General features: G+C 64.2%; 2 protein-coding genes. One reads left to right on the forward strand and one right to left on the reverse strand.

Annotated features, from left to right (window positions below):
• A partial coding sequence (locus NP3_RS29950; protein ID WP_169814599.1) for an acyl-CoA dehydrogenase family protein occupies positions 1–1,156 on the reverse strand: 1,156 nt, incomplete at its 3' end.
• A gap of 353 nt (positions 1,157–1,509) precedes the next feature.
• Between NP3_RS29950 and NP3_RS29955 the strand changes: the two genes are divergently transcribed.
• The coding region (locus NP3_RS29955) for a transporter substrate-binding protein (RefSeq protein WP_157124619.1) at positions 1,510–1,811 on the forward strand (302 nt) is incomplete at its 3' end.

A 1,811-nucleotide genomic window follows, 5' to 3' on the forward strand; every position in this document is an offset into this window, starting at 1 on the left:
CCGAAATCAGTTGCGCCACATCGGCATTCTGATGGGCGGCGGTGTAAAGGTACACCGCGCGCAGACCTTCGGCGTAGGCCTTCTGCATCGCCAGCGAACGCCGCACATCCGGGTGGTGGGTAGTGGTGACGCGCGGAGCGGCCTTATCGGCCATCTGCGTCAGGTCCGCACCCTGCACACGCTGTTTGGCGTAGTCGAGCGCATTGAGGTAACCGGTCGACAGCGTGCCGGTGGACTTGATGCCGACCACCATGCGGGCGTTCTCGATCACCTGGAACATCTGCGCGATGCCGTTGTGCACCTCGCCGACCAGCCAGCCCTTGGCGGGCACATCGGTCGCGCCGAAGGTCAGTTCGCAAGTGGGCGAGGACTTCAGGCCCATCTTGTGCTCGACACCGGTCACGTAGACGCCATTGCGGTCGCCCAGTTCCAGCGTCTCGTGATCGAACAGGAATTTCGGCACGTAGAACAGCGAGAGGCCCTTGGTGCCGGGACCGGCACCCTCCGGACGAGCCAGCACCAGGTGGAAGACGTTCTCGGCGGTCTCGCCGACATCACCGCCGGAGATGAAGCGCTTGACGCCCTCGATATGCCAGGAGCCGTCCTCCTGCCGGACTGCCTTGGTGCGTCCCGCGCCGACATCGGAACCGGCATCGGGCTCGGTCAGCACCATGGTGCCCGCCCAGCCGCGGTCGTAACCCTTTGTGGCCCACTGCTTCTGCTGCTCGGTGCCGACATTGAACAGCACCGAGGACATGACCGGGCCCATATTGAAGAAGCTCGCGGCCGGGTTGGCGCAGGTGAGCATCTCGTTGATCGACCAGATAACCGCGGCGGGCGCGGGCGTGCCGCCCATGCCCTCCGGCATGCCGAGCCGACTCCAGTCGGCCTCGTGCACGGCCTGGACGGTCTTGCGCATTGGTTCGGGCACCGAAATCGAGAAGGTGGCCGGATCGTAGACCACCGGGTCGCGGTCGGCCGCGGCGAAGGAATCCGCCACCGGCCCCTCGGCCAGCCGCTTCACCTCGGCCAGGATCTCGCGCACGGTTTCCGAATCAAGATCGCCATAGGCACCCGTATCAAGGAGCTTGTCCAGTTCCAACACCTCGAACAGGTTGAACTCGATATCCCGAACGTTCGCCTTGTAGTGACCCACCGGTCCTCCTCGGACTCACGCCTCCACGACCGGGCAGCCGCGGAATCGGCGTTTTGACGTTGTACAAAAGAGCCTGCCGTACCGCCGTCTTGCTACGCAACCGTAGGCAGGTGGGGGTCCTCACAGTGGTTTGCCGAGTGATTTCCGCAAACGTTCACATCGCGGAAACGTGCGAAACGGACTCGTCACCGAGAGATATTCCGGCGCAACAACTTCTGTCTAACGTTCGCACCACGAATACAGCCTTTGTATACAACCCGGTCTACAGCCGTGACCGGGGCAAAGGCGGGCGTATTCGGCGCGGCGCACGCAGCGCCGCCGAACACCTGATGAAGTGAGAAGGGTGGCGCTCCATGCCAGAATCCCGTGATATCCGTCGATCGCGTTCGCGCCGCGTCAGCAAGGCGCTGGTCGCGCCGACGGCCGTCGCACTCGCCGGTCTGTTGCTGACCGGCTGTGGCGCCAAGGATGACGCGTCCAGCAGCGGCTCCAACGCCTCGTCCTGCGTCGATACCTCGAAGGACTCGATCAAGATCGGCTCGCTGCACTCGCTGTCGGGCACCATGGCGATCTCCGAGGTCACCGTCGCCAACTCGACCAAGCTGGCCGTCGACCAGATCAATGCCGCGGGCGGCGTACTCGGCAAGAAGCTCGA

It is taken from the genome of Nocardia pseudovaccinii NBRC 100343 (assembly GCF_001613225.1).
Classification (GTDB): Bacteria; Actinomycetota; Actinomycetes; order Mycobacteriales; family Mycobacteriaceae; genus Nocardia; species Nocardia pseudovaccinii.